16 protein-coding genes and 1 pseudogene are annotated in these 19,864 nt (G+C 61.1%); 14 read left to right on the forward strand and 3 right to left on the reverse strand.

The window, feature by feature from the left end; genetic code table 11:
* Nucleotides 1–183: 183 nt before the first annotated feature.
* The 7 genes from DKB71_RS16495 (at nt 184) to DKB71_RS16525 (ending at nt 11,182) form a co-directional block, all read left to right on the forward strand.
* Nucleotides 184–1,206: an AraC family transcriptional regulator gene (locus tag DKB71_RS16495; protein WP_408595898.1), complete on the forward strand. Its 1,023-nt coding sequence runs from the start codon at nt 184–186 to the stop codon at nt 1,204–1,206.
* A gap of 402 nt (nt 1,207–1,608) precedes the next feature.
* Complete coding sequence (locus DKB71_RS16500) at nt 1,609–3,513, forward strand: DUF1302 domain-containing protein (RefSeq protein ID WP_408595900.1); 1,905 nt, start codon at nt 1,609–1,611, stop codon at nt 3,511–3,513.
* Nucleotides 3,514–3,548: 35 nt separating this feature from the next.
* The gene (locus tag DKB71_RS16505; protein ID WP_274075320.1) at nt 3,549–4,907 is read left to right on the forward strand and encodes a DUF1329 domain-containing protein; all 1,359 of its coding nucleotides are present in this window, start codon (nt 3,549–3,551) and stop codon (nt 4,905–4,907) included.
* A 95-nt stretch (nt 4,908–5,002) separates the two neighbouring features.
* Entirely contained in the window at nt 5,003–6,079 is a 1,077-nt protein-coding gene (locus tag DKB71_RS16510) for a WD40/YVTN/BNR-like repeat-containing protein (RefSeq protein WP_408595903.1), read from the forward strand.
* A gap of 28 nt (nt 6,080–6,107) precedes the next feature.
* Entirely contained in the window at nt 6,108–8,615 is a 2,508-nt protein-coding gene (locus DKB71_RS16515) for an efflux RND transporter permease subunit (protein WP_408595905.1), read from the forward strand.
* 37 nt (nt 8,616–8,652) lie between these two features.
* The gene (locus DKB71_RS16520; protein ID WP_408595907.1) at nt 8,653–10,431 is read left to right on the forward strand and encodes an acyl-CoA dehydrogenase C-terminal domain-containing protein; all 1,779 of its coding nucleotides are present in this window, start codon (nt 8,653–8,655) and stop codon (nt 10,429–10,431) included.
* Nucleotides 10,432–10,468: 37 nt separating this feature from the next.
* The gene (locus DKB71_RS16525; RefSeq protein WP_274075317.1) at nt 10,469–11,182 is read left to right on the forward strand and encodes an NAD(P)H-dependent oxidoreductase; all 714 of its coding nucleotides are present in this window, start codon (nt 10,469–10,471) and stop codon (nt 11,180–11,182) included.
* Between the two features lie 20 nt (nt 11,183–11,202).
* On the opposite strand, the gene DKB71_RS16530 is transcribed toward DKB71_RS16525, so the two are convergent.
* Nucleotides 11,203–12,477, reverse strand: a complete 1,275-nt coding sequence (locus tag DKB71_RS16530; RefSeq protein WP_408595909.1) for a flavohemoglobin expression-modulating QEGLA motif protein — start codon at nt 12,475–12,477, stop codon at nt 11,203–11,205.
* A gap of 88 nt (nt 12,478–12,565) precedes the next feature.
* Complete coding sequence (gene yghU, locus DKB71_RS16535; protein ID WP_408595911.1) at nt 12,566–13,405, reverse strand: glutathione-dependent disulfide-bond oxidoreductase; 840 nt, start codon at nt 13,403–13,405, stop codon at nt 12,566–12,568.
* A gap of 175 nt (nt 13,406–13,580) precedes the next feature.
* Here yghU and DKB71_RS16540 point away from each other — a divergent pair.
* From DKB71_RS16540 to DKB71_RS16555, 4 genes and pseudogenes are all read left to right on the forward strand, one after another.
* Nucleotides 13,581–13,880 (forward strand): annotated as a pseudogene (locus DKB71_RS16540) (dihydrofolate reductase family protein); the annotation flags it as partial.
* A 187-nt stretch (nt 13,881–14,067) separates the two neighbouring features.
* Nucleotides 14,068–15,384: an alpha/beta hydrolase gene (locus DKB71_RS16545; RefSeq protein ID WP_408595913.1), complete on the forward strand. Its 1,317-nt coding sequence runs from the start codon at nt 14,068–14,070 to the stop codon at nt 15,382–15,384.
* A gap of 14 nt (nt 15,385–15,398) precedes the next feature.
* Nucleotides 15,399–15,803, forward strand: a complete 405-nt coding sequence (locus DKB71_RS16550) for a hypothetical protein (protein WP_408595915.1) — start codon at nt 15,399–15,401, stop codon at nt 15,801–15,803.
* Nucleotides 15,787–16,863, forward strand: coding sequence for an alpha/beta fold hydrolase (locus tag DKB71_RS16555; protein ID WP_408595917.1), 1,077 nt, complete (start codon nt 15,787–15,789; stop codon nt 16,861–16,863). Before DKB71_RS16550 ends, DKB71_RS16555 begins: the two co-directional genes overlap by 17 nt.
* A gap of 193 nt (nt 16,864–17,056) precedes the next feature.
* Here DKB71_RS16555 and DKB71_RS16560 read toward each other — a convergent pair whose 3' ends face one another.
* On the reverse strand, nt 17,057–18,379 hold the full coding sequence (locus DKB71_RS16560; RefSeq protein WP_408595919.1) for a DUF1329 domain-containing protein: 1,323 nt from the start codon (nt 18,377–18,379) through the stop codon (nt 17,057–17,059).
* A 427-nt stretch (nt 18,380–18,806) separates the two neighbouring features.
* On the opposite strand from DKB71_RS16560, the gene DKB71_RS16565 reads away from it, so the two are divergent.
* From DKB71_RS16565 to DKB71_RS16575, 3 genes are read left to right on the forward strand one after another with little or no spacing between them, the layout of a single operon-like run.
* On the forward strand, nt 18,807–19,082 hold the full coding sequence (locus DKB71_RS16565; protein ID WP_408595921.1) for a hypothetical protein: 276 nt from the start codon (nt 18,807–18,809) through the stop codon (nt 19,080–19,082).
* Nucleotides 19,069–19,392: a hypothetical protein gene (locus DKB71_RS16570; protein ID WP_408595923.1), complete on the forward strand. Its 324-nt coding sequence runs from the start codon at nt 19,069–19,071 to the stop codon at nt 19,390–19,392. The genes DKB71_RS16565 and DKB71_RS16570 overlap by 14 nt, the downstream gene beginning before the upstream one ends.
* Complete coding sequence (locus tag DKB71_RS16575; protein WP_408595925.1) at nt 19,340–19,801, forward strand: zeta toxin family protein; 462 nt, start codon at nt 19,340–19,342, stop codon at nt 19,799–19,801. Before DKB71_RS16570 ends, DKB71_RS16575 begins: the two co-directional genes overlap by 53 nt.
* The last annotated feature ends 63 nt before the right edge of the window (nt 19,802–19,864 follow it).

A 19,864-nucleotide genomic window follows, 5' to 3' on the forward strand; every position in this document is an offset into this window, starting at 1 on the left:
CATGACTCCAATCTGTTGTTGTTTTTGTGACGCGGGTTTATGGCTTTCACTCTGGGCCAGCTGACCGCTGCAAACTTCTCATGTCATGCCAAAAAGCTTTCATTTCGTGCCAGGAACCGCGGTGCTGGCAATCGGTGCCATATAATCGATTGCAGGCGGTAAACATCAGGCAGGGGAGATGAGATGGACGCGTTCGTAAGAGCTGCAACGCTCAAGCACTACATGGAGGTGGCGCAGACTCTGGCTCTGAATCCCGGCGAGATGCTGCGTGACGTCGGCTTGCTGCCAACCCTGCTCGACGACCCGGAATCCTTGCTGCCGCTGGATGCGGCGCTCAGGCTGCTGGAGAATTCCGCCGAGCGTTCAGCGTGCCCGACCTTTGGCTTGCGCATGGCACAAGCGCGGCGCATGTCGGATATCGGAGTGGTCAGTTTGCTGCTCAGCCATCAGCGCACGCTGCGGGACATGTTGCTGACCAGTATCGAGTATCGGCACCTGCTCAACCGGACGCTGGCCATGAACCTGGAGACCACGGGCAATATGGTGCTGATCCGCGAGGAGATCATGGCAGAGGCGGGCATGCCCAAGCGTCAAGCCACCGAACTGGCCATTGGTATCCTGCACCGTACGTGCAAGTCGGTCATGGGCAACCAGTGGAATCCGCAGAGTGTTCATTTCAGCCATGAAGCGCCGGCAAGCGCGCATGAACACACGCGATTCTTCCGCTGCCGGGTGGTGTTCGACGCCGAATTCGATGGCATCTTTTGCAGTAAAGAGGACATCGATCAACTCAACCCACAGGCCGACCTGGCGATGGCCGGCTATGCCCGTCAGTTCATGGACTCGATGGCAGGCGCCAACGAACGCTCGGTGATTTTCGACGTGCGCAAGGCGATCTATCTGTTGATGCCGGTTGGACGCGCCACTATCCATCAGGTGGCTTACGCCCAAGCGGTCAGCGTGCGAACCCTGCAACGGGAACTCGACGAAGAAGGCCTGACATTTTCCGCGTTGCTCAATGCGGTACGTCGCGAACTGGCGCTGCGCTACATGGAAAACCGCAACTATTCCCTGCAGCGTGTGGGGATGATGCTCGGTTATACCGTTCCCACCTCATTCACGCGCTGGTTCTGCGCCGAATTCGGCTGTGCACCACGGGAATGGCGCAACCGCAACAAACAGCTCGCCAGCGATTCCTCCACCTGACCGCTCGATGTCCCACTGTAGGAGCCGGCTTGCCGGCGAAGGCGTCCTGACAGCCAACCAATCTCTCGCGGCTGTCCCCAATCAACTGTAGGAGCCGGCTTGCCGGCGAAGGCGTCCTGACAGCCAACCAATCTCTCGCGGCTGTATCCCATCCACAGGTCTTGCGAATGCCGCTCGATGATGGGGCGACCGGCCGGCCTGACCGGTTTTAACGACCGCCTGTCCGGCGTCCCGAAATGTCAAACCCATGCCCCGGCAAGTCAATCCGGTTCACAGCGATTTTCTTAAAGTGAATTCCGGGATCAGCGCTAACCCCACCCGTAGCACGACCCCCAATTACCCGTCGTCAGCCGCCATGGCTGACGCCAAGCCACAACAAAAACAATAAAGGTGTATCACCCGATGAAGAGTCGCAATCTCCTGTCTGCGCGACGCCAATTGCTCGCCACGGCTATCCTGGCCTCGAGCCTGCCGGCTGCCCACGCTTTCGAGCTGGATACCGGTAGCGAGGACTGGTCGGTCCGTTTCGACAACACCGTCAAGTACAACTATGGCGTGCGGACGGAAAGTGCCGACACGCGCATCCTGGGTACGCCCAACAGTAACGACGGTGATTACAACTTCCGCAAGTCCGGCACCAACATCACCAACCGTGTCGACCTCCTGACCGAGCTGGATGTGGTCTACCAGAACAAGACCGGTTTTCGTGTCAGCACGGCGAGCTGGTACGACAAGGCGTATGAAAATACCGGTTCGAACGCCAACCCGTTCCCCAATGGCAACGACGATTATTCTTCGATCGCCGGGTTTGGCGGTCGTCCAGGCGCGCCGGCCGTGTTTGGCAGCCCGCACCTGAGCAACTATGCCCAGCGCTACTACAACGGGCCGTCCGGTGAAGTGCTCGATGCCTTCGTGTTCTACAACACCCAGGTGGGCGACGATTCCCAGCTCAGTATCAAGGCTGGCCAGCACAACGTGTTCTGGGGCGAGACGGTACTCAGTCCGGTGCATTCGCTGAGCTATGGCCAGGCGTCCCTCGACCTGGCAAAGGCGGCCGCATCGCCCGGTACCGAAGCCAAGGAGCTGTTCGTTCCACGCAACCAGATCTCCACGACCTTTACCCTCAACCCCGAACTGACCTTCGGCGCCCAGTATTTCCTCGATTGGGAAGGCGCGCGCTTGCCTGAGGCCGGGACCTTCTACAGTGGGTCCGACGTGGTGGGCTTCGGCGCTCAGTCATTCCTCCTGGGGCATACCGGCGGTGCGGGACTGGCGGGGCCGAACGGCACGCTGACCACCGTTCGACGCGGGCATGACTACACCCCGGACAACCGCGGGGACTGGGGCCTGATGCTCAAATGGTCGCCCGAGTGGCTGGACGGAACCCTGGGTGCCTACTATCGCAAGACTTCGGACATCCTCCCGCAAGCTGTTCTCGACACCCGAGGCTTGACCAGTGTCGGGGGAGTGGCAGGGCTGCGTAACTCGATCGGCACCGCCACCTATGAATTCGCTTATGGCGATGACATCGACATCTACGGCCTGAGCCTGTCCAAGGAAGTGGGCGGCGTCAGCATCGGCAGTGATTTGAACATTCGCCACAACATGCCGCTGGCCAGCATTCCGGCAATCATCAGCGCCGCAGGGCCTGGCGGGTTGCAGGCCGGGCTTGGCTTGCTGCCGGCGCGTAATCCGGGTACCGGCGTGATCACTGATGTGCCACGCGACGGTGACAGCCTGGCCGCCACGGGCGACACACTGCACTGGACCATCAACGGCCTGGTCGCCATCGCCGACACGCCGCTGTTCGATTCGGCGACCCTGTTGGGCGAGCTGTATTACAGCAACCTGTTGAGCCTCGATAGCAAGAACAAGGCGCTCTACAAGGGCGAAGACACCTATCGCGGTGTCGACAAGCCGACCCGCGACAACTGGGGCATTGCCGTCAACTTCACGCCGACCTGGTACCAGGTGCTTCCCGGTGTGGACCTGAGCGCGCCGATGTCGGTCAACGTCGGTATCGACGGTGTTTCGCCTGTGGTAGCGGGCGGTGCGGAAGATGCCGGCAACTATGCGGTCGGAGTGAGCGCGGCCATCTACAACAAGTACTACGTCGACCTCAAGTACGTCGACGCCTTTGGCAAAACCACCGACTGCAACGACGGCGCCACCGATGGTGCGACCCCTAACGCCCTTGATGGCACGCAGCGGTACACCTGCTATGCGGGCGGTCTTGCCTCGGCCTCCGGTTCCGGTGCCACCGAGGACCGGGGCGCGGTTTACCTGACCCTGAAAACCACCTTCTGATTCAACCAGCCTCGCGAAAGCAGGAGAACAATAAGATGAAATTCGCCTATACCCTGATGGCCGCTTCTCTGGCCCTGGCCCTTGCCGGGCCTGCCCACGCCGCCGTCGATGCCTCTGAAGCCGCCAAACTGGGTAACCAGTTGACCCAGGTCGGCGCCGAAAAAGCCGGTAATGCCGACGGTTCCATTCCGGCCTATCAAGGTGGCCTGAGCACGCCCCCGGCCGGCTTCAAGGCGGGCGACAAATTGCGCCCAGACCCTTTCGCTGCCGAAAAGCCGCTGCTGGTGATCGATGGCAAGAACGTCGACCAGTACAAGGGCCAACTGACCGCGGTGACCGCCGAGCTGGCCAAACGTTATCCCAGCTTCAAAATCGAGGTTTTCCCGACCCACCGCACTGCCGCGTTGCCTAAAGGCGTGCTGGACAATACGGTAAAAAATGCCACGGCGGCACGCTCCACCGAAGGCGGCAATTCCATCGAAAATGCGCTGCCAGGCATTCCATTCCCGATCCCCAAGACCGGTGCCGAGGCGATCTGGAACCACTTGCTGCGTTATCAGGGCGTCAACCTGCAGACCAAGTACGACAACTGGAATGTCGACTCCGCCGGCGTCGCCAGCCTGGCCACCACCGGTATCGCCCAGATCAACTATGCCGCCTATGACGACCTGGCCAAACCGCTGGCCGCCGCAGACACCTATTACCAGATCAAGCTGGCCTTCACCGGTCCTGCCCGTCGTGCCGGCGAGGCTGTGTTGGTGCGCGATGCGGTCAATCCGCTGGAGCAACCGCGCCGTGGCTGGCAATACCTGCCGGGCCAGCGCCGCGTGAAGCTGGCGCCGAGCCTGGCCTACGACACGCCTAACCCGGGCAGCGCGGGCGCCTCGACCTGGGATGATTCCTTTGTGTTCAACGGTGCCCTGGACCGCTTCGACTGGAAGCTGGTCGGCAAGCAGGAAATGATCGTTCCGTACAACACTTACCGTGTGACCTATCAGAACGATCTGAAGCCGATGATGACCCCCAACCACTTGGCGCCCGAGTTCGTGCGCTGGGAAAAACACCGGGTGTGGGTGGTCGAGGCGACCCTCAAGCCAGGCGCCCGGCACATTTACGCCAAGCGCCGCTTCTACCTGGATGAGGACAGCTGGGTCGCCCTGGCATCCGACCAATACGACGCGAACGGCCAGCTCTACCGCGGCGTCTTCACCTTCCTCAGCCAAAGCTACGACCAGCAAGTGCCGGATGCCTCGCCTTACCTGAGCTATGACCTGGTCGGTGGCACCTACAGCGCCGTCGGCTTTCCAGGCCCCTACGGCGGCATCAAGTACAGCGAGGCGCTGAGCAAGACCCAGTGGTCTCCTGAATCGCTGGCGGGTTCCGGTATCCGCTGACAGCTTCGCCGCTACTGCCGATTGCTGATCGCGCAGTTTTTGCGCCGGGTCGTACCCAGGTACCACCCGGCGCCTTTTTGCCAAGAGGGCGCAACATGGGCTCCTGTAACAAGAAGATCGCGCCACGGGTGCTGGGGATGCTGCTGGTATTGCTGCAGGGCGGCGCGCAGGCATCATCCTACGTTGACGTGCTGGACCTGCCGGCGCAGTCGAGTGCGCTGGTGCAGCGCAGCCCCTTGCTCGGGGTGACCCAGGCAGGGCAGCGCCTGGTCACAGTGGGCCAGCGTGGCCATATCCTTTATTCAGATGACGCCGGCCTGCGCTGGCAGCAAGCCGACGTGCCGGTCAGCTCTGACCTCACGGCGGTGAGTTTCCCTTCGGCAACCCACGGCTGGGCGGTCGGCAATGACGGCGTGGTGTTGCACAGCAGCGATGCCGGCGTCACCTGGACCCGGCGACTCGATGGCCGCCAGATCGGCGAGCTGATGCTCAAGCACTACAGCGCCCTGGCCAAGGCCGAGCCGCAGGTCGAGCAATGGGCCCTGTTGGCCGCCGACGGCCAGCGGCTGATGGAGGAGGGTGCCGACAAACCGCTGCTTGACGTCTGGTTCGCCAACGACAAGGTCGGCTATGTGGTCGGCGTGTTCAACCTGATCCTGCGCACCGAAGACGGCGGCCATTCCTGGACCCCATTCCAGGATCGTACCGACAACCCGCAAGGTTTCCACCTCAACGCCATCACCTCCACCGGCGATGCGCTGTACATCGCCGGCGAACAAGGCCTGCTGCTCAAATGGGATGACGCCCGCCAGCGTTTCATGGCACTGCAGACGCCTTATGAGGGCAGCTTTTTCGGTGTGGTCGGCCAGCCCGGCGAAGTACTCGCCTATGGCCTGCGCGGTCATGTGTATCGCAGCGCCGATGGCGGGCTCAGCTGGACCCGGCTCGACAACGACCTGCAGGTCAGCGTCACCGCTGCCACGCTTGACGTCGACGGCCGCTTCCGGCTGTTCACCCAGGCCGGGCACATGCTCATGAGCCGAGGGGGTAATGCCCCGCTGCAACTGATGCCGCAAGCCCAACAGTCACCGGTGGCCGGTGCCGCATTGGCCGTCAATGGTGCGCTGGTGCTGGTTGGCGGTCGTGGTGTGCGTACGCTGCCCGTCGAATAACGATAAGAACCAGAGTGAGTACCCAGACATGGGCAATTTGAAGCAAGACACCCTGCCGGTGATCCGCGAACTGCCGGACTTCGACCGGCGCTCCGGCAATCTGCTGGAACGGCTGGTGTTCAACCATCGACCGCTGTTCATGCTGCTCATGGCCCTGGCCACCGTGGTCCTGGGCTACATGGCCATGACCCGCCTGGAACTGCGCCCCAGCTTCGAAAAGATGATTCCGCAGAGCCAGCCCTACATCCAGAATTACCTGGAGAACCGCCAGTCGCTGCGCGGCCTGGGCAACTCGGTGCGGGTGGTGGTGGAAAACACCCGGGGCGACATCTTCGATCCGCACTACCTGACGGTCCTCAAGCAGGTCAATGACGAGCTGTTTCTCATGCAGGGCGTCGACCGCGCCTGGATGAAATCGCTGTGGAGTTCGGCGGTGCGCTGGACCGAAGTCACCGAGCAAGGCTTCCAGGGCGGCCCGGTGATGCCTGACAGTTATCAGGGTTCTGCGTCGGACATCGAGCAACTGCGCCAGAACATCAACCGTGCCGGCATCGTCGGCAGCCTGGTGGCCAGCGACTACAAGTCGAGCATGCTGATCGTGCCGCTGTTGGACAAGGCCACGGCCACCGGCCAGGGCATCAACTACCACGCCTTTTCCCGCCAGCTCGAAGAGCGCTTGCGCGACAGGATCGAGTTCGCCAGCGACGCCGTGCACAAGGCCGGGGAGGAGGGCAAAGGTCAATACAAGATCCGTGTGATCGGTTTCGCCAAATTGATGGGCGACCTGATCGACGGCCTGATCCAGGTGATGATGTTCTTCGGCCTGGCCGTGGTCACCTCGCTGCTGATCATCTACGCCTACACCCGGTGCGTGCGCAGTACCTTGCTGGTGGTCGGCTGCTCGTTGATTGCGGTGGTCTGGCAACTGGGCATTGTCGCCTGGCTGGGTTATGCCATCGACCCGTATTCGGTGCTGGTGCCATTCCTGATCTTCGCCATCGGCGTGTCCCACGCGGCGCAGAAAATGAACGGCATCATGCAGGACATTGCCCGTGGCACGCATAAGCTGATCGCCGCGCGCTATACGTTTCGCCGTCTGTTCATCGCTGGTGTCACCGCGTTGCTGGCCGATGCCGTGGGCTTCGCCGTGTTGATGCTGATCGATATCCCGGTGATCCAGGACCTGGCGATCACTGCCAGCATCGGTGTGGCGGTGCTGATTTTTACTTCCTTGCTACTGATGCCGGTGGCGCTGTCCTATATCGGCGTCGGGCGCAAGGCCGCGGAGCGCGCACTGAAGATCGACACCCGTGCCGCCGAACATCGTGGCTTCGGCAGGTTGTGGGACCTGCTCGACCGTTTCACCACGCGCAAGTGGGCCACCGGCACCGTGCTGGTCGCCGTGTTGCTGGGCATCGGCGGCTTCATGGTCAGCCTGCAACTGAAAATCGGCGACCTCGACAGCGGGGCGCCGGAATTGCGCGCCGACTCGCGCTATAACCGCGACAACGCCTACATCACCAGCCACTACGCACTATCCAGCGATCAGTTCGCGGTGATGATCAAGACCGCGCCGGAAGGCTGCCTGGACTACAAGACCCTGATCCTGGCCGACCGCCTGGCCTGGAAGCTGCAGCAGCACCCGGGGGTGCAGACCACCGTGTCACTGGTCAATGCCGTGCGCCAGATCACCGCCGGCACCTACGAAGGCAACCCCAAGCTCAACAACATCCAGCGCAATCAAAACGTGCTGAACTACGCCGCGCAACAGGCCTCGGTCAACGCCCCGGAGCTGTTCAATACCGACTGCTCGCTGATGCCGGTGATCGCCTACCTCAAGGATCACAAGGCCGAGACCCTCGACGCCGTGGTGGCGATCGCCGAGCAGTTCGCCAGGGAAAACAGCAGCGAGGATCGCCAGTTCCTGTTGGCCGCCGGCAACGCCGGCATCGAAGCGGCCACCAACATCGTGGTGCGCGAGGCCAACCGCACCATGCTGCTGTACGTCTACCTGGCGGTGACGCTGTTCTGCCTGATCACCTTCCGCAGCTGGCGCGCCACGCTGGTGGCGCTGCTGCCGCTGGTGCTGACCTCGATTCTTTGCGAAGCCTTGATGGTGGCCATGGGCATCGGCGTGAAGGTGGCGACCTTGCCGGTGATTGCCCTGGGCGTAGGGATCGGGGTGGACTACGCCTTGTACCTGCTCAGCGTGCAACTGCAGTACCAGCGCCAGGGACTGTCGCTGTCCGAGGCCTATCGCAAGGCCGTGGCCTTCACCGGCCGGGTGGTCGGGCTGGTCGGTATCACCCTGGCCGCCGGCGTAGTGTGCTGGGTCTGGTCGCCAATCAAGTTCCAGGCCGACATGGGCATCCTGCTGACCTTCATGTTCCTGTGGAACATGCTTGGGGCGCTGATCCTGATTCCGGCGCTGTCGTATTTCCTTTTGAACGGCGATCGGCGCCGCCAGGAAGCGGTAGTCCAGGGTCAAGTCACCGGCCTCAAGCCTCACTACGATACGGGCACTTCCGAATCCTGAATCTGCACTGTCCAATTTTCAAGCGAGCGATTTCATCATGGCTGACTACAAAGCACCCCTGCGCGATATGCGTTTTGTTCTGAATGAAGTGTTCGAGGTTTCCAGGCTTTGGGCGCAACTGCCAGCCCTGGCCAATGTGGTGGACGAAGACACCGCCAGCACCATTCTCGAAGAAGCCGGCAAAGTCATCGCCGGTACCATTGCCCCGCTGAACCGCAGCGGCGATGAACAAGGCTGCTCCTGGGCCGACGGCGCGGTGCAGACCCCCAAGGGCTTCCCGGAGGCCTACCAGACCTACGCCGCTGGCGGCTGGACCAGCGTCGGTGGCGACGAACGGTTCGGGGGCATGGGCATGCCCAAGGTGATTTGCGCCCAGGTCGAAGAAATGCTCAACTCGGCCAACCTGTCTTTCGGCCTGTATCCGATGCTGACCGCTGGCGCCTGCCTGTCGATCAACGCCCACGCCAGCGAAGAACTGAAGGCTGCGTACCTGCCGAACATGTACGCCGGTGTCTGGGCCGGTTCCATGTGCCTGACCGAGCCCCACGCCGGTACCGACCTGGGCATCATCCGTACCAGGGCCGAGCCGCAGGCCGATGGCAGCTACAAGGTCAGCGGCACCAAGATCTTCATCACTGGCGGTGAGCACGACCTCACTGAAAACATCATTCACCTGGTGCTGGCCAGGCTGCCGGATGCTCCGCCAGGACCCAAAGGCATTTCGCTGTTCCTGGTACCGAAATTCCTGGTCGATGCCAACGGTGCGTTGGGCGCGCGCAACAGCCTGTCCTGCGGCTCGATCGAGCACAAGATGGGCATCAAGGCCTCGGCCACCTGCGTGATGAATTTCGACGGCGCCACCGGCTACATCATCGATGCGCCGAACAAGGGCCTGGCAGCGATGTTCACCATGATGAACTATGAACGCCTGGGCGTCGGGATCCAGGGCCTGTCCCTCGGTGAACGCTCCTATCAGAACGCCGTCGAGTACGCCCGCGACCGAATCCAGAGCCGGGCGCCAACCGGCCCGGCCGATCCGGACAAGCTCGCCGACCCGATCATCGTGCACCCGGACGTGCGTCGCATGTTGCTGACCATGAAAGCGTTGAACGAAGGCGGCCGCGCGTTCTCCAGCTACGTCGCCCTGCAACTCGATAGCGCAAAATTCAGCGAAGACGCCGCCACCCGCCAACACGCGCAAGCACTGGTGGTCCTGCTGACGCCGGTGGCCAAGGCGTTCCTCACCGACATGGGGCTGGAAACCACGGTGCATGGACAGCAGATCTTCGGCGGTCATGGTTTTATCCGTGAATGGGGCCAGGAACAGCTGATCCGCGACTGCCGCATCACCCAGATCTACGAAGGCACCAATGGCATCCAGGCACTCGACCTGCTGGGTCGTAAAGTACTCGGCAGTGGCGGGGCGTACTACCACCTGTTCGCTGACGAAATTCGGCAATTCACCGCGTCGGTCGGCGCTGACCTGATGGAGTTCACCCAACCGCTGAACGCCGCTGTGCAGACCCTCGACGAACTGACCGCATGGCTACTGGATCGGGCGGCATCCAACCCGAATGAAATCGGTGCGGCGTCAGTCGAGTACCTGCACGTATTGGGCTACACCGCTTACGCCTACATGTGGGCGCTGATGGCGCGTACCGCGATGCAAAAGCAGGACCAGGATGTTTTTTACCGGACCAAACTGGGAACTGCGCGCTTCTTCTTCGCTCGCCTGTTGCCTCGGGTCCACTCCCTGGCCGCTGCGGTCAGGGCCGGTAGCGAGAGCCTGTTCCTGCTCGATGCCGATCAATTCTGACGTGACGAACCCATCAACCCCATTTCAAGGAACCTCCATGAACGTTTTAATCGTGCATGCCCATCCCGAACCGAAATCCTTTACCGCGGCGCTGCGCGACCAGGCGGTCGAGACCTTGCAGGCGCAAGGGCATCAAGTCCGGGTATCCGACCTCTACGCGATGAACTGGAACCCGGTGGCCAGTGCCGAGGACTTCTGCGTCAGGGAGAATCCCGAATACCTGGTCTACGCCCTCGAGCAACGACGCAACAGCAAGGAGCAGACCCTCGCCGCCGATATCCAGCAGGAGCTGGACAAACTGTTGTGGGCAGACCTGCTGATCCTCAATTTCCCTATCTACTGGTTCTCCACGCCGGCGATTCTCAAGGGCTGGATTGACCGGGTGCTGGTATCCGGCATCTGCTACGGCGGCAAGCGCTTCTATGATCAAGGCGGCCTGAGCGGCAAGAAAGCCCTGGTGACGGTGACCCTGGGCGGGCGTGAACACATGTTCGGCGAGGAAGCCATCCATGGTCCCCTGGAAGACATGTTGCGCCCGCTGTTGCGCGGGACGCTGGCCTATGTCGGGCTGGAGGTGCTGCCGCCTTTTGTCGGCTGGCACGTGCCGTACATCAGCGCTGAAGACCGACAGGCATTTTTGCTCAGCTATCGCCAGCGCCTGGAAAATATCGAAGCGGATGAGCCCATCCAATACCCACGCTTGAGTCAGTTCGATGATCGGCTGTATCCGCTCCAACCCATTACCTTGTGATGCCTGGACTGCAGATTCGCCTAGGCGCTGGCATCGGCTTCATGCCCATCGGCGAAGGCCATTAGCACGTCCAGATCAAGCACATCCAGCTTGATTCGCGAGATAAACGCCGAGAACGCCAGGTTGGCGGCGAGCAGGCGCAGGTCGCAGGCCCAGGGCGGCACATGGACCGGTGCCCGGAGCCAGCCGGACTCGAACAGCGGGGCCAGGCGTACGGTGTCCCCCAGGCTCAGGCGCCCGGCGAACAGATAGCCGACCAGCTCCGGTCGGTTGTCACGGATGGCGATGCGCAGCAAGGTGTGCACGCCGAGCAGACCAGTCAGGTAGGCCGCGTCCTTGGTGAACGCCGAACCGCCGCGCAGGTCGGCGCCGCGAAATACCCGCTGGGTCGAACGGAAGGACTCTTCCTGGGTCTGACCGGCAGCGAGAAAACCTTCGAACACCTGGATGAAATCGGCGCCATCGAGCGCCTGTTGCACCGCGAGCACGCGCAAGGCCAGGCGACGCAGGCGGTTGATGTCCATGCTGCCGGTGAACAGCTCGGCCAGGGTGGCGATGCCTTCCTGGGTCTGGGTGGTACGCGGCGCGCCCAGGCCAAGGCTCTTGAGGTTCGATTGCAGCGCGCCGTTCTGCGCCGTGGCCACATGCACGAACGCCTCGTGCTGCAACAGCTGGTTCTTGTCCAGTTCGGAAAACAGCGCGCTGGCCCGCAGGCGGATGCGGCTCATGCCGGCGATGGCCTTGGCCGCCAGGGTCGGATCGAGCAGCACGGTGATCCGGCCGGGACCGAAGAAGCGGTCCAGTTCCGGCTGCATCCAGGCCGCGAAGGCTTCGGCCGGAATCTCCGCCGGGCTCGGCGGGATTCGCGCACCGCCAATAAGGGCGTCGGTGGTGTTGAGGAAGAAGTTCGCCGCGTCCAGCATGCTCAGGTTCAGATTCGGGTAGGAGAAGTCCGGGCGCCGGTACAGCGCCGACGAATACTGAGTGAAGGCGGGCGTGCCAATGGCTCCGAGCATGTGCCCGGCCGTGGCGTAACTGCGCGCAGTCATGGCCAGGTGGCGCCCGGCCGGATGGCCCACATCGCAGCGGTCGATAAAGCCTTCGAGCGCGTCAATGTCGGCGCTGTGATCACGCGGTTGCAGTTGGACCCTGGGCAACTCGGGCTGCCCGGCGCGCCAACTCGCCAGGAACGCTTCCTCGACCCCATCCGGCCAGGACAGGGCGTCCAGCACGCGAATCTTGCGCACAAGGCCAGGCAGGGCGGCATCGAGTTCGGACAGGGGCAGGCTGCTCACGAAGACCTCCTCAGGAAAAGAAGCTCAATCGTAGAAGCTTAGCCGGTGTCGAGACGTCACGGGGCAGGGCTGAAACCAACTACGGTCTTCAGCCCAAATCTTGCGCCTGATGCCGCTCAGGCACCTGCGTCGCCTCATCCCCCCACGTCCGATTGACCCGCTGACCACGAATGACCGCCGGCCGCTTGGCGATTTCTTCCGCCCAGCGCTGCACGTGGGTGTATTGGTGGGCCGATAGAAACTCGGCCGCCGAGTACACGTTGTCGCGCACCAACTGGCCGTACCAGGGCCAGACCGCGATGTCGGCGATCGTGTAGTGGTCACCTGCCAGGTAGGGACTCTCGGCAAGACGACGGTCGAGGACATCCAGCTGACGTTTGGTCTCCATGGTGAAGCGGTTGATCGGGTATTCGAATTTCTCTGGCGCATAGGCATAGAAATGCCCGAAGCCGCCGCCCAGATAAGGTGCCGAACCCATTTGCCAGAACAGCCAGTTCAGGGTTTCGGTGCGTCCAGCGAGGTCGGTGGGCAGGAAGGCGGCGAACTTTTCTGCGAGGTAAAGCAGGATCGAACCGGATTCGAACACGCGGATCGGCGGCTCGGCGCTGCGGTCCAGCAGTGCCGGGATCTTCGAATTCGGGTTGATCTCGACGAAGCCGCTGGAAAACTGATCGCCCTCGCCGATGCGGATCAGCCAGGCGTCGTACTCGGCACCGACATGCCCAAGCGCCAACAGCTCCTCGAGCATGATGGTCACCTTCACGCCATTGGGCGTGGCCAGCGAATACAGCTGCAACGGATGCTTGCCGGTCGGCAGCGTCTTGTCATGGGTCGGGCCGGCAACCGGGCGGTTGATACTGGCGAACTGGCCGCCGGACGGCGCGTTGTGTTTCCAGACCTTGGGCGGAACATAAGACGCTTTGCTCACGAGATGGACCCCATTGTTTGTAGTGATGACATTGACCGCTTGCGATCGCGTTGGGGTAAAACAGTATGTCGCGCAAGCAATACGAGCAACTGCCGTCGATTTCGCAGAGTCCCGTTCGACTATGGGTCAGGGAATGCATTGGGGTCGATGTTCCCTGAACGAGGACTAATCAGGGCACAACAGCCAAGCACTGCAGGGCAACCTCGTCGACGCCATACGCGCGCTCAAGCAACAGGACGGCGCCCACCTGTTGACCCAGGGCAGCGCTGATCTGGTGCGCCAATTGCTGGCAGCCGGATTGGTGGACGAGCTTCGGCTGATGACGTTTCCCATCGTCCTCGGGAACGGCAAGCGCCTGTTCGACGACAAGGCGCAAGCCTCGGCGTTCACGCTGGAGCATTCGACCTGCACGCCCGGGGGTGTGTTGATCGGCCGTTACGTGCGCAGTGGCGAGGTGCGCACGGGATCGTTCTGATCCCGTACCTGGGCGCAAAGACACTCCAGGATGCTTTTGCACACCGTTGACAGGTAGGGAGCCGGCTCGCTGCTGTGGGGTAGGGCTCGTTGCTTTACCCCCCATCATGGGTAGCGACCGAAACCCTGCTTGCTTCGTAAGCTATCGCTGATGCGCGGTACATGGATTCCGTGCGAACGGAGCGGCAATGAAAATCAACAAAAAACTACAGGCGAGTCCTGAGCGACAGGCCATCGGCATGCCCCGTGTGTTGCGCGCACACCAGCCCGATCGAGAGGCGCGTGCCTTCTTGCGGCTGGCCAATTTTTCCATGTATTTGCGCCCCGCAGAGGATTACTCGCTGTCAAGGCTACGCCAGGGCTGGCGATTGACGGCGCTTGCTCTGGGGCGCAACCCGCCGGTGAGCTCGGTGACCGAGAAAATGATCGACGGGCCCGGTGGCGCAATAGCGGTACGCGTCTTCAAACCTGACCATGGAGAGCAGTTGCTGCCGGCGTTCATGTGGTTTTTTGGCGGCGGCTTCATCATCGGCGATCTGGACACAGCCGATGGCATCTGCCGCAGCATTGCTCTGGCCGCCAACTGCATCGTCATTGCCGTGCGCTATCGCCTGGCGCCGGAGCACGATTTGTCTGCCGGCCGCGCCGATGCCCTTGCAGCGCTCGACTGGGTGGCAAAAAACGGTGCGCAATGGGGTATCGATACCAGCCGCCTGGCGATTGGCGGTGATTCGGCGGGCGGCAATCTCTGCGCCGCAGTTGCCCAGGAAAGCCTGCGCCGCGGTGGCCCGGCGCTGAGCTTGCAAGTGCTGGTTTACCCGGCAACCGAGCTGGTGGACAAATTCCCTTCCTACGCGCAAAACGCGTTCGGTCGCACGCTGCTGACCGACCACGCGGTGCAATGGATCGAGAAGACCCTGGCCCCGTCGCTCGGCACGCTGGACCTGCTCGATCCCTGGTATTCGCCACGCCGAAATCCGGACATGCGCGGCCTGGCACCGGCAGTCATCGTCAGTGCCGGTTTCGATCCGATCCGCGACGATGGCCTGGACTATGCGGCCCGCCTGCGCGCTGCCGATGTGCCGGTGGAACTGTTGCACTACCGGGGACAGTTCCACGGGTTCCTCAATTTCGATTCAGTCAACGGTGCCAGCCGCGATGCACTGCAACGTATCGGCGATGCGCTGGCGAGTGCGTTTGCCCGGCAACCGGCCGCGGACAGGACGATCGAGATCGCCGACCGAATGCCACGCCGACATTCGCGCCTGCTCGCCACCGCCGACGAAGTGGCGACTTATACCCTGACCACCTGGGTTGTCACCGAACGGTGGGGGAGCACCTTGCTGCGATTGCTCACGCCAAAGGCGGCCAGCGCCTGCCGGCTGCTGATCAAGCCCTGGCTCCTGCCCACTGTAATCATTCGGCGCAAAGCCATTTCAGGCCTTGATCGGCTGTGCGCACGCCAAACCTTTCCCACAGAAAAAAACTGCACTGTGAACCCTTGATCGAGGAGTACGTCATGGCATTACCTGATCCGTTCAAACTGTATCGTGAAGCGATCACCCGCTTCGAAAACGGCATCAATGCCTTGGCCGCCCGCAATATCGATTCAAAAGAGCTTGGCGTGGTGATCGACCAATATTCCAGGGTCACGCTCGGATTGCAGCATCTGTCGCAGGCTTCGCTGGAGCTTTTGTACAAGCGCCTGGATCTGCCCAGCCGCAACGAAGTCAACGCCCTTGCCGCTTCCTTGCGGAGTGTGGAAGACAAGCTCGACCAATTGCTTCCCACCCCGACCAGTACGGCCATTGCACCACGCCCACCCCGCACGCGACGTCCATTGGCTGAAGTGCACCCAATGCCGCTCAAGCCAGCATCCAAACGTAAAAGAAAGGAAGGAGTTGGCGATGACTCGGCCGCATGACGACAGGGGCACCGGCATGTCGCTGGTCGATAGACTGCGCTCAGAGGTGAGCATGATGGTCCAGCGCAGCCGCAACGCAGTGGAATATCTCAGCACGCCGCCGCCGGCCGTTGGTTTGTCGCCCAAGACGCTGCTGCACCGTCGCGGCACTTTGTGCCTGTACCACTATCATGCGACCTCTGACGAGATCTACCGCGTGCCGCTGTTGTTCGTCATGGCGACGACCAGCAAGGCCGCCATCTTCGACCTGACGAAGGGGCAGAGCCTGATCGAGTTTCTTCTGGCCCGCGGTTACGACGTCTATGTCATGGACTGGCATGCGCCGAGCCAGGAAGAATCCCATCTGAAGCTCGAGCATTACGTGCTCGACTTCATTCCCGATTGTATCCGCCGAGTGCAACAAGACTCGGGCGTGGAAGACATCACGCTGATCGGCTACTGCATGGGGGGTGTCCTGTCGGCCCTCTACGCCGCACTGCATCCCGGTGGGCCGCTGAAGAACCTGGTGTGTTTCACCACGCCCATCGACTGGACGAAGATGCCCCTGGCCAAACAACGTCACTTCAAGGCTGAGCGCTTGATCGATGCCACGGGCCTTGTCCCGCCACAGGCCATCATCAAGGCCATTGAACTGCATCGCCCCGCAGGCAAAATCGCCGGCCAGGCCAGGCTCCTGGACAACCTGTGGAATGAAGACTACGTCAAGGGTTACCGGATGATGGCGCGTTTCAATGACGAGACCTTGCCGCTTCCCGGCGATTATTTCCGGCAGATCCATCAGGAACTGGGGCAAAGGAATTCGCTGTACGAAGGTGGCTTGCGTATCAGTGGCCAAGCGGTGGATTTGAAGAAAATCGAGGTCTCGCTGCTGCACGTCATCGCGCAATACGACTCCCTGGTACCACCGGACTGCGCGCAGCCTTTGGTGGCCCGCGCAGGTTCACGCGACAAGGAAGAACTGATGCTGCCGGGCGGTCATGTCAGCCTGGTGGCGGGGCCGGCCGCAGTCAAGCGGATGTGGCCCAAGCTTGATCAATGGTTGGGCGGGCGATCCGTTTGATCCTGTAGATACTCTGTTCCCGGTCAAGCTTTCAGCAGGTGTTTTCGCGGCTGTTCCCGATCCACTGTGGGAGCCAGCCTGCTGGCGATGGTATTCCAGGCGCCAAGTGGCGTCGGCTGAACCTTTATCGCCAGCAGGCTGGCTCCCACAGGGTTCGGCGGCGGTCGACAGAGGGGGACGATTCACCGCGAACCTAGCGAATACCGGTCCCCGCCATGGACTCCGGCACCCACTGCGCCGTCGACAGCGGCTCGATGTAGCGGATGCCGCCATGGGGACCGACCACGCCATTGATGTTGTAGGTGCCACGCGACAGGTCGTACGTCATGAAAGGGGTCGCATCCGGGACCTGCTTGTCATAGCTCTGGCTGAAGAAAGCGAAGGAACCGCGATACAGCTGGCCACGGGTGTCGTACTGATCGGACGCCACCGCGGCCCAGGTATCTTCATCGAGGTAAAAACGGCGCTTCTGGTAGATGTGCCTGGCACCGGGCTTGAGGTTGCCCTCCACGACGTAGACCCGGTGTTTTTCCCAGCGTACGTAGTCCGGGGAAATGAAATCGGGGGTGGTCAGCGATTTGGCGTCGCGAGCGTAGGTGAGCTTGTAGGTGTTGTAGGGCACGATCATTTCCCGCTTGCCGACCAGCGTCCAGTCGTACAGCTCCAGTGCTCGGGCGGTGCCGGGGTTGGGGGTGTCGTAGGCCAGGATCGAAATCTGTTTGACCCGACGCTGTGCCGGCATGTACTGCCAGGCACGACCGGGAAACTCCTTGGGATTGGTCGCGTTCTTGAGCATGATCGATTCACCGGCGCGGCGTGCAGGCCCGGTATAGGACAGTTTCAACTGATAATAAATGTCCGAGCTGTTGAACGGCTTCGACATGTTCTCGTAGATCGGAAACGAGACGAATGCCTCACCGGTGACCGCCAGGCTCGGTACGCCTGCCGTGTCGACGCTCCAGGAGTCGTACTTGGAATGGATGTTCACACCCTGGTAGCGCAGCAGGAAGTTCCACATCGCCTCGGCGCCCGATTTCGGGATCGGGAACGGCACCCCGGGCATCACATTGTCGATGGCGGTCCCGCCGTTGAGGGTCCTGGCGTTGGTGGCATTGGTGCGGCTATTGTCCAGGACCGCCTGGGGCAGCGATGCCGTGCGGTGGGTCGGGTACACGTCGACGCGAAAACCAGGGTAGCGCCGGGCCAACTCCAGGGTGGTGGCGGTCAGCATGCCCTTGTAGGCGTCAACGTTCTTGCCGTTGATCACCAGCAGCGGTTTTTCATGGGCAAAGGGGTCAGGGCGCATGCTGTCGCCGGCCTTGAAACTGGCGGGGGCAGTGGTCAGGCCACCGCTGTAGGGCGGAATGGAGCCATCGGCATTGCCGGCCTTTTCAGCACCCACCGACGTCAGGCTGGTGCCCAGGCGGGCGGCTTCCTGACTCGATACATAGGCATGAGCATCGATGGCCAGCGCCATGAGGGGGATGGCGGCCAGCAGGCTTTTCACGGATTTCATATTGTTATTCTCCTGCCTGGCGTACCAGGCAACTCGTGACTCAGGGGTCGCGGAGGGATCCGTCGACTCAATTGCCAGAGACTTTTTAGTACCCCCATTAAAAAGCCCCCGATTCGGGGGCGCTTCGCATTTGACGACAGTTGCTTGACTATTCATGACAGAGCCGCAGGCTTGCCAAGGAGGCGCAGAGGTTGACTAGCTCACGTATCTCTCGGACTTTGCCTACAACCTAACGAGAATTACCTGCTATCCGGATCTAGATGAAAAGGAGACAGTAATCGCACCTGTATGCCCCGTGGCTCGTAAAGCATGATCCTGCAACCGCTTTGCCATCAGCTCCTTTGTCCCTTTTTCCTGTCGTGAACGCGTAAAGGCGGTATGATTTAAGCAGGAAGTACCAGAGCAACAATTCGTACGGAGATTCCCGATGATTGTGACAACTAAAACGCTCTCGGACCAAGAAATGGACGTTCTTGAGCGCGAGGTGCCTGACCTGGCCAAGATGGCTACCATGACTGCTTATGCTCGTGCATTGTTGGTGAGCAGTAGCGTGCTTCGCGTGGATTCTGGGGATTTGGTGCGGGTGTCGCCGGATGGGAACAAGGTTTTTGTTGCCAAAGCAAAGCCACGTCGCAAGGTCAAATTGGGTGAAGTAATTACAGTGCGCCGCGTAGAAGGTAAAGCGGCACTTGGTCGTGCCTAGACTCCGGGTTTTTGCGGGGCCAAACGGCTCAGGAAAGAGCACGATCAAGGATGTCATCGATCCCGCTCTAATTAAAACCTACGTGAATGCAGATGAGCTGGAAAAAGAAGCGAAAGCTACTGGCTTTATCGATCTGACCGCGTTTGACGTCCAGACAACTTTACCCGAGCTACTATTTTTTCATGCCGAGCATTACCTCATCAGAAACAAAAAACTGAATGATCAGGTTGAAAAAATAGGAATGCAAGGCTCGAAAGTTGATTATCGAAATGTGGCTAATCAATTCCTACTTTGCATCCGTGATCTCTGATTTCCTGCGACAACGTCTGTTGGAAAAAGGGGTAAGTTTTACCTTCGAGATGGTAATGTCGCACCGCAGTAAGGTCGACTTCATGAGGTCGGCACAAGCTCTTGGCTACCGGATATACCTTTACTTTGTTTCTACGGAAAATCCGGAAATCAACATCGACCGTGTGGAGATCAGGGTGCGAGAGGGTGGTCATCCCGTAGCTCCCGATAGGGTGAGAGATCGGTATCACAAATCTCTAGCATTACTTCCAGAAGCCATTGCAGTAAGCAACCGGGCGTACATCTTTGATAACTCTGGTACCAGCGCAGTTCTACTCGCGGAAGTAACTGACGGGATCAGTCTTGAGTACGGTACCGAAGAAATCCCTGATTGGTTCTTTGAATCTTACGTCGATAAAGTGGAAGGCTGATCGGCGTTCCAAGCTCGCTCACGGCGAGCTCCAAGGGCCTCCATCCGCAACCGGTACCTCGTC

Origin of the sequence: Pseudomonas sp. PLMAX (assembly GCF_046042685.1) — a bacterium.
Lineage (GTDB): Bacteria > Pseudomonadota > Gammaproteobacteria > Pseudomonadales > Pseudomonadaceae > Aquipseudomonas > Aquipseudomonas putida_AE.

What these genes read in the sequence shown, in the direction of transcription:
- DKB71_RS16495 (WP_408595898.1), top strand. Translation starts at nt 184, where the DNA reads ATGGACGCGTTCGTAAGAGCTGCAACGCTCAAGCACTACATGGAGGTG.
- DKB71_RS16500 (WP_408595900.1), top strand. Translation starts at nt 1,609, where the DNA reads ATGAAGAGTCGCAATCTCCTGTCTGCGCGACGCCAATTGCTCGCCACG.
- DKB71_RS16505 (WP_274075320.1), top strand. Translation starts at nt 3,549, where the DNA reads ATGAAATTCGCCTATACCCTGATGGCCGCTTCTCTGGCCCTGGCCCTT.
- DKB71_RS16510 (WP_408595903.1), top strand. Translation starts at nt 5,003, where the DNA reads ATGGGCTCCTGTAACAAGAAGATCGCGCCACGGGTGCTGGGGATGCTG.
- DKB71_RS16515 (WP_408595905.1), top strand. Translation starts at nt 6,108, where the DNA reads ATGGGCAATTTGAAGCAAGACACCCTGCCGGTGATCCGCGAACTGCCG.
- DKB71_RS16520 (WP_408595907.1), top strand. Translation starts at nt 8,653, where the DNA reads ATGGCTGACTACAAAGCACCCCTGCGCGATATGCGTTTTGTTCTGAAT.
- DKB71_RS16525 (WP_274075317.1), top strand. Translation starts at nt 10,469, where the DNA reads ATGAACGTTTTAATCGTGCATGCCCATCCCGAACCGAAATCCTTTACC.
- DKB71_RS16545 (WP_408595913.1), top strand. Translation starts at nt 14,068, where the DNA reads ATGAAAATCAACAAAAAACTACAGGCGAGTCCTGAGCGACAGGCCATC.
- DKB71_RS16550 (WP_408595915.1), top strand. Translation starts at nt 15,399, where the DNA reads ATGGCATTACCTGATCCGTTCAAACTGTATCGTGAAGCGATCACCCGC.
- DKB71_RS16555 (WP_408595917.1), top strand. Translation starts at nt 15,787, where the DNA reads ATGACTCGGCCGCATGACGACAGGGGCACCGGCATGTCGCTGGTCGAT.
- DKB71_RS16560 (WP_408595919.1), bottom strand. Translation starts at nt 18,379, where the DNA reads ATGAAATCCGTGAAAAGCCTGCTGGCCGCCATCCCCCTCATGGCGCTG.
- DKB71_RS16565 (WP_408595921.1), top strand. Translation starts at nt 18,807, where the DNA reads ATGATTGTGACAACTAAAACGCTCTCGGACCAAGAAATGGACGTTCTT.